This is a genomic window from Luteimonas sp. A277, assembly GCF_054052045.1.
The window spans coordinates 1-6,744 of sequence record NZ_JBSVRG010000022.1 but is presented as its reverse complement, the minus strand read 5'-3'; the positions used below and the strand labels follow the sequence as shown (position 1 = coordinate 6,744).

General features: G+C 59.4%; 8 protein-coding genes and 2 pseudogenes. 2 read left to right on the top strand and 8 right to left on the bottom strand.

Annotated elements, in window-relative coordinates:
- Positions 1-195: 195 nt before the first annotated feature.
- The 6 genes and pseudogenes from ACW7G2_RS13950 to ACW7G2_RS13925 all read right to left on the bottom strand — a co-directional run bounded on the left by ACW7G2_RS13950 (position 196) and on the right by ACW7G2_RS13925 (position 4,498).
- Positions 196-273 (bottom strand): pirin family protein, encoded by a 78-nt coding sequence (locus ACW7G2_RS13950; RefSeq protein WP_456976818.1) that lies wholly within the window; start codon positions 271-273, stop codon positions 196-198.
- A gap of 6 nt (positions 274-279) precedes the next feature.
- Positions 280-852, bottom strand: a complete 573-nt coding sequence (locus ACW7G2_RS13945) for an NADPH-dependent FMN reductase (protein ID WP_456976816.1) — start codon at positions 850-852, stop codon at positions 280-282.
- 84 nt (positions 853-936) lie between these two features.
- Positions 937-1,824 (bottom strand): annotated as a pseudogene (locus ACW7G2_RS13940) (IS3 family transposase); the annotation flags it as partial.
- Positions 1,825-2,077: 253 nt separating this feature from the next.
- Complete coding sequence (locus ACW7G2_RS13935) at positions 2,078-2,365, bottom strand: pirin family protein (protein WP_456976814.1); 288 nt, start codon at positions 2,363-2,365, stop codon at positions 2,078-2,080.
- Between the two features lie 658 nt (positions 2,366-3,023).
- Positions 3,024-3,773, bottom strand: coding sequence for a hypothetical protein (locus ACW7G2_RS13930; protein WP_456976812.1), 750 nt, complete (start codon positions 3,771-3,773; stop codon positions 3,024-3,026).
- Between the two features lie 23 nt (positions 3,774-3,796).
- Positions 3,797-4,498 carry a hypothetical protein gene (locus tag ACW7G2_RS13925; RefSeq protein WP_456976810.1) on the bottom strand — a complete coding sequence of 234 codons (702 nt, stop codon included), beginning with the start codon at positions 4,496-4,498 and terminating at the stop codon, positions 3,797-3,799.
- 503 nt (positions 4,499-5,001) lie between these two features.
- On the opposite strand from ACW7G2_RS13925, the gene ACW7G2_RS13920 reads away from it, so the two are divergent.
- Positions 5,002-5,214 (top strand): DUF3653 domain-containing protein, encoded by a 213-nt coding sequence (locus tag ACW7G2_RS13920; RefSeq protein ID WP_456976808.1) that lies wholly within the window; start codon positions 5,002-5,004, stop codon positions 5,212-5,214.
- A 208-nt stretch (positions 5,215-5,422) separates the two neighbouring features.
- Here ACW7G2_RS13920 and ACW7G2_RS13915 read toward each other — a convergent pair whose 3' ends face one another.
- Complete coding sequence (locus ACW7G2_RS13915; RefSeq protein WP_456976806.1) at positions 5,423-5,614, bottom strand: hypothetical protein; 192 nt, start codon at positions 5,612-5,614, stop codon at positions 5,423-5,425.
- Positions 5,615-5,711: 97 nt separating this feature from the next.
- Between ACW7G2_RS13915 and ACW7G2_RS13910 the strand changes: the two genes are divergently transcribed.
- On the top strand, positions 5,712-6,014 hold the full coding sequence (locus ACW7G2_RS13910) for a hypothetical protein (RefSeq protein ID WP_456976804.1): 303 nt from the start codon (positions 5,712-5,714) through the stop codon (positions 6,012-6,014).
- Between the two features lie 196 nt (positions 6,015-6,210).
- On the opposite strand, the pseudogene ACW7G2_RS13905 reads toward ACW7G2_RS13910, so the two are convergent.
- A pseudogene (locus tag ACW7G2_RS13905) lies at positions 6,211-6,744 on the bottom strand (hypothetical protein); the annotation flags it as partial.

Sequence of the window (6,744 nt, the reverse complement as noted above, 5' to 3'; positions counted from 1 at the left end):
CCCGATGGTGAGCGAATTGCGGTCGCTGGGCGCGGGCGCGCCGGTGCTCATGGTCGAACCGGTCACGTGTCTGTCTTCTTTCTTTGCCATGCGAGGTCTCCTTCTCGGCAGGTACCGGGAAGATGATGCCCCCCGATATGTTGCAAGGACGTTAGATGTATAGAGGCCCGAAATGCCCGGGCCTTGGAGAAGTGATCATCCAGCCGCGCTCATCACCTGCACGTCGCCGGCCTTGGTCTGGCCCTTGTTGCCCAGGCTGTCCTGATGGGTGATGAGCAGTCAGGCACCCCTGGGAAGAACCGTCAGGACGCGGGCGATGAAGTCGTGGAACTCCTTGAGGTAGTCTCGAAGGAATTTCGCCGTGGAATCATCCGCGATCTCGCCGGCCTCGTTGATCATCCCGTCCTTGAACTGGATATAGGCCTCCGGCGCGTTCATCTGTGGGGAGTTGAGAAAGCCCAGGATGCTGCGCAGGTGTTGCTGGCCCACGGCGGTCCCGATAGAGCCCGGTGAGGTACCGATCACGCCCGAAGGGATGTTGGCGAAGGAGTTCGTGCCCCAGGGCCGGCTGGCCCAATCGATGGCGTTCTTGAGTGCGCCCGGCACCGACCGGTTGTATTCCGGGGTGATGATGAGGATCGCGTCCGAGGCCTCGATCGCCTTCTTGAACTTGCGGCCGACCTCGGGGTAGTCGTCGTCGTAGTCATAGCTGTACAGCGGCAGATCCTTGAACGGGATCTCCTGGAACTGGAGTTGCTCCGGGGCCAGTTTGAACAGCGCGCTGGCGAGCTTGCGGTTGATCGATTCGGTAGCGAGGCTACCGACCAGGTAGCCCACTTTGTACGTTTTCATTGTCATCTCCAAGGTGGCGAATTGGCCTGCAGCGGACGCTAAACCGATGTGAATCGCCCCGGCTTCTGTAGACACCCCGAAGCCTCAAAGTGATTGCCGCTTTTCGAACTCTACCGGAGACAGGCCGTTATTGTGGCCGTGCTGCCTTCTGGAGTTGTAGAACATCTCGATGTAGTGGAAGACGTCCGACTTAGCATCCTCGCGAGTCGGATAGATCCGGCGCTTGATGCGCTCGCGCTTGAGGAGCTGGAAAAAGCTCTCGGCGACCGCGTTGTCATGGCAGTTGCCACGTCGGCTCATGCTGCTGACCAGACCGTGCGCCTTCAGGAAGTCCTGCCAGTCGTGTCCGGTGTACTGCGTTCCCTGGTCGGAATGCACGAGCACGCCGCGGGGAGGCTTGCGCCGCCACACCGCCATGATCAATGCCTGCAATACCAGGTCGGTATGCATGGTCGATCCCATGGCCCAGCCAATGATCTTCCGGGAGAACAGGTCCATCACTGCCGCCAGGTACAGCCACCCTTCGTGCGTGCGGATATAAGTGATGTCGGTGACCCAGGCGCGGTTGGCAGCGACTGGGTCGAATTGCCGCGCCAGGTGGTTGTGGGCCACGACGGCCGGCTTGCCACCCCGCATGCCGGGGCGGCGGGAATAACCTACCTGCGCCCTGAGGCCCTCGTCGCGCATCAGTCGCGCGACGCGGTGCTTGCCGCAGACCTCTCCAAGATCATGCAAATCCCGGGTGACCTTGCGGTAGCCGTAGACGGTTCCGCTCTCCAACCAGGACTGTTTGATCAGGCCCAGGATGCGCTTGTCCTCTTTGGCCCGCGCCGATAGCGGTGCGCGACGCCACGCGTAGTAGCCACTGGGGTGCAAGTCCAGGACCCGACACATGCTGCGCACCCGAAATTCCTGCTCGTGTTTGCGCATGAAGGCGTACTTCACCCGGACTGCTTGGCAAAGTACGCCGCGGTGAGTTCAACCGGTCAATTCAACAGCCCTTACTATTGTGCTGACTTGGAAGGTGAACTCAATGGCGCGAACGAGACGTCCTGGGCTATCAGGTGCTCAGAAAGCAGAGGTCTGGCGTAGGTGGAAGATCGGGCAGTCGCTAAGCGACATTGGCCGAGCGTTGGACAAACACCCTGGATCGATCCACGGCGTCGTTGCGGCCAATGGCGGCATCGTCCCCCTAGTCAGGCGGCGCGCTCCAATGGCGTTGTCGCTAGGCGCACGGCGACCAAGGGTCCGACACGCCATCGTCGTCGAGCACCGGCAGAACGTTCTTGGTGGAAGGCGAGAAGCCCGGATTCATTTCTTCCCGCTCATTGGGCAGGGCTACCCAAGTTTGAATGCCATCGATAGCCGTTGGTGCGCAGCTCCTCAAAGCGCTCAAATGAGTGATGTCGGTGCCGGCAGTCATCCATTTCATCTTTCCCGGGCGTATCGCCCACTCGGAGCCCACGCTAAGGCGGTGCATGATCTCCTTGGCTAACAGATAGGTGATGTGCACTAGGCTTTAGGACCAATAGATGGTGAGTGCGCCCTCGTCTCTCGCTTGACTCATAGCGGTTTCAGGCTGCAAGGTCGCATGCTAGTCAGATGCTGCTGGGTTCCTAAACTTCTGAGAAAGCCTCCATCCAGCGACATGCGAGGCCATGAATAGCACGGACGCACTGCCGTCTTTGAGCTCGAGCACTGAAGATAGGAGGCAGGCTGAAATGGCGAAAAGCGCAGTTAACACGACCTCTAGAAGGGGGAGCGATGGGAGGGCGCGCAAGGATATTTTCCAGCCACAGCACCCAATGCGATGGCATCCAAGCTTTGCTGCAATGTAGATCAGCGCGAGTGAAGCAACGAACGCGTCGAAGATCTTGAGCGTGGTAGGCCACCCGTAAAGAAAGAACCCTGCGCCAGCGATCCAGGCTGTCGATAACACAAGTGCGCCGGACCAACTGACCGAATCATCACCGCGGAGTAATCCTCGGAACTGTACGCCATAGAGCAAGGACAGGCCGAGGACAAATCCGAAAAACGAAGTTCGATAGAATTCTCCGGTCTCCCTCAGAATCCATACTGTCAAACCAATCGTTCCTACGAGCCCCGCTGCAGCTCTGAGGTGCCTTGAGGCAAACGCGACCAATCCGCCGGCGACGTGCTGATCGAGAGATCTACTCATCAGCTTCGCAGCGTTCGATGATCTGCAACGCGCTCGCAGTGTTCACGCGAATGGATCCGTTCTCGAGCAGCGGTTCGATAAATTGTCTGGTGGCCTCGGCGGCAGAAGAGGACGCCACCTGTAGTTGCATTGCGGCACCGGGGAGGAAGCCTTCGTGAATGTTCCCGATGACGTCAAGCTGCGCACACAGCCCGTGCATGTAAGCAATAAATTCATTAGAAGAGCGAAGCTCTTGGCCCGAGATGGACGCGTAGACATGGAAACCCTCGTGCCCAATGAGGTCGATGACGTTTCGCAACATCAATTCGCGATCAGGGAAGTAAGGGATCGCAAAAGTAAGGTTTGGATATTTCCCATAGCGGGTTCCCAGGAAGCTCCGCGACAGTCCTTCGGGAATTACGTCGATCCTGAAGCGAACGTCCGCCTTACCCATCTGGCGATCGAGAAAAACTAGTGCAGCCGATGCGGCTTCGCATAGCTCATCCGCGTAGTGCAACGACTTTTCGTCGCCAAGGACTAGGCGAAGCTGGACGCGCTTATCGGCACACTGAACTCGTTGGGACGGCTTTTTAGATTCGGCTTGCCCAGGGATGAAGTACATCGACTTGGAACGGAAGAAGGGGCCGAGGCGCGCGATGGTTTGACCATTCGCCCCGAATCTTGACACACCCTCATAACGGCTGCTATCGAAAGATACGCATCCAGGAAGCAGGAAAATGAGGAGGAGTGCAAGCGGGGACATACCCCGCTTGCTCCATCCTCTGATTATTGAATCATGCATTGATGCTGGGTGACGCCTTGACACTCCCCAGATACCAACGTGTGGAAGGAACTGGTAGTCTGGCCCTCGTACTTTGAGGCAAGCGAAACGACCCTAGTTCCCGTGAAGTTCGGGCTAAATGAGTTTGTCTCAAAAGAAAACTGCGTAGCGTCACCCAGATTGGAATAAGCCCAAGTGTTGACGGCATCCGGGTTGGTGAACTTTATCAGCGTACCGACTTTGGTCCATGCGAACGCTTGGGAAGCCACAATGTAGTTGTCCGCCCGCTTCAAGGTGAATACACCCATCCCGCTCTGCGGATACGTCAGAGTCGATCCAGAGACATCAATAGCGAATGCCGCTGCATCGGGAAGAACATCAGTCGACGCTAACATTGCCCTCAGAGCGCCACCCATACCGAATGGCAGTTGAGGCTCGCCCGGATCGCGGCCCCCGCCTCCGCCGCCAGGTCCACCGGGGTTGGGGGGGCTTGGTGGATCGGGGCTAGGCGGCGGTGGCGGGGATGGGGTTGGACCTCCACCACCACCTCCATACTCACGCGACCATTCGAATCCAACCTTGTAGTCGTTCTGAGTGATCTCGCCATATACGCGTTGCTTCTCGACATAATCTTCGTCCCCGCAAGCTGCGGTGCCGAGCGCCAACATGGACAGTCCAAGACTCGGAAGCTTCGAAATTTTCTTCATTAGTAAAATCCTTTTACTAGGATCGATCTCTATACAGCTCCCACCCACGAATGTCAACAGGCGGCGAGCCACGGCGGATTTCGGAGCTTCCACCCTTTGAGAGGGTGAAGCCTTGTAGAAGACCCAAAATATGGTGTTCCACCGAGCCCGACGAGCGGACAGTGCGGATCCTGCTGGAGCACCAAGGGGACCAGGGGCGCAGTGGGGGACTATCGGCTTGATCGCCAGGAAGGTGGGCTGCATGCGCGAGTAGCGGCGTCGCTCGGTGCGCTTGTCTGAGAGGGTTCTAGCGTTACGCAGCGAGCCCGCTATGGCAGTCTTGGACAATGGGGGCAATCCAAAAGATCAGGTGGCGTGGAATTCTGCGATTGGCCAGGAACTCAAGCGACCAGCTTCTACAGTCAGTCCTATCCGCTCTCTTTACATAATATACATTATGCGCAGTTGGCTGCGAAGGCTGGTCGCACGCTTTGCGACCATGGGCCGCCGCTTTGGAGCCTTGCATGCACCCGCCTTGCTGGCCTGAAGGCGCACCCTGTCCCAACTGGTGCGCCCGCGAGAACTACAGCCGAACCGTCCACAACCATCACCATCTGCCTGGACCATGGACCGGCTGGCGCTTCGCCGGTCGGTGGCTGATCAACCCGGCTGGAGAGCGCATCGCCCCGCACACACTTGACAGGTGGATGTGGCGACACATGCGGATTTTCTACTGATGGGCCAATAACTTACGAGGCCCGATCAGATCCTCGAAATTTCCCGGCCGCGCTGAAAAGCGTCTTCATGGATGCAGGCCGGCCACTTGGTCACGCGTGGAGCTCCACGCAACCGGACCGGGAGCCACGCCGGCAGAAGCGGTCGCCGTGGTCAGGCCTGCGGACCGTGGCCCAGCACCTCGACCACGATGACCCGCGATGGCTGCGGTCAGTCGTCAATCTCGATGAACACCGGCTCCAGCGACGGCAGTGCCCGCAGCCAGCGATAAACCGTGTCCAGGCTCGCCCAAATGCGCGGTTCACCGCGTGCCGTTTCGATCAACGCCCGCTCAGCGTTGGTTCGGCTGCCGGCGTTGTGCTGGTACAGAAAGACCTGCCAACCGCCCGAGTCACGTTGCAAGCGTGCAATGGAGAGCGCACCGGCGCGGGCGACGAGGACAAGGCCCGCAGCGGCTCCGGCTGTTATCTTGCCCCCTGGCAATCAGGGGGATATTTCGATGCGGGGACAGGTTGACCATTTGGGCCGATGGCAGGCCATCGCCTATATGACGCTGGCGGCGCTGGCGATCACCAACGCAGCGTGGTTCTACAACTGGCGGGTCAAGGCGAACGACCACCATCAGGCGCTGATGCTGGAGCGATCGAAGTCACCAGAGGAAATTGTGGTCTACCGGTATCAGGATCAACCGCAATCCGCGACACCTGCACCGGCGAAGCTTGACGCAGAGGAACGATGCATGGCCGGCCAAATCCTGCGCAAGATTCCCAACGGATGGGCCGGAACAGGCCGGCGCTGCTGACTACATCACCGGGCGGGTGATGGTTCCAGGCCTCTACTAACGCCGGTAAGGGTGTGCCCCACGCCGAACAAGCCAGTCACCGAACAGCCCATCCACAACCCCGGCGATGACAGACCAAACCAACCGATAGACGATCAGCCCGGCAGCGATGCTCAAAGCAAGAGACCAATCAATTTCCATAAAAATTCCCCTTTGATCAAAGAACAGGCCGCGTAATAGTCCCGAACTGACGATCTACCAGCGGCCTGCCGACAGTGCCAGCACCGCCGCGAACCTCAACCGGCCTATCAACGGTCTCGACCATCGCGGTAGGCTGCTGGCTGGACCCAGCGCCGATAGATTCCGCCCTGGGGGCCTTGTAAGGATTGTAAGGCTCACCCCAGCGGGCAATCATCCGGGCCTCGGCTTCGGGCATGTGCACGCGCGTGCCCTGCTCTGTCTGGCAGTGATAGGAACCGGCTGACCACTCGCCCGAGCCGTTGCGCCCCTCACCCGATGTGATGCAGAACACGCGAGGCTGGGCCACCGCCGAGCGCCCGTCATAGATCGGCGCGGACCAAGGCAAGGACGCCGCACGCGGTTGCAGGTTGGCTAGGTATTCTGCGATCGCTTCGGGTTCATGCTTCTCCAGCGCAGTGGCATTGCTCGCTCCCGGCCCCCCCTGCCCCGGCTGCTGGCCCTGCTGGTGATGCTGCCGCTGCTGACTTTCCTGGCGATGATCGCGGGCCTG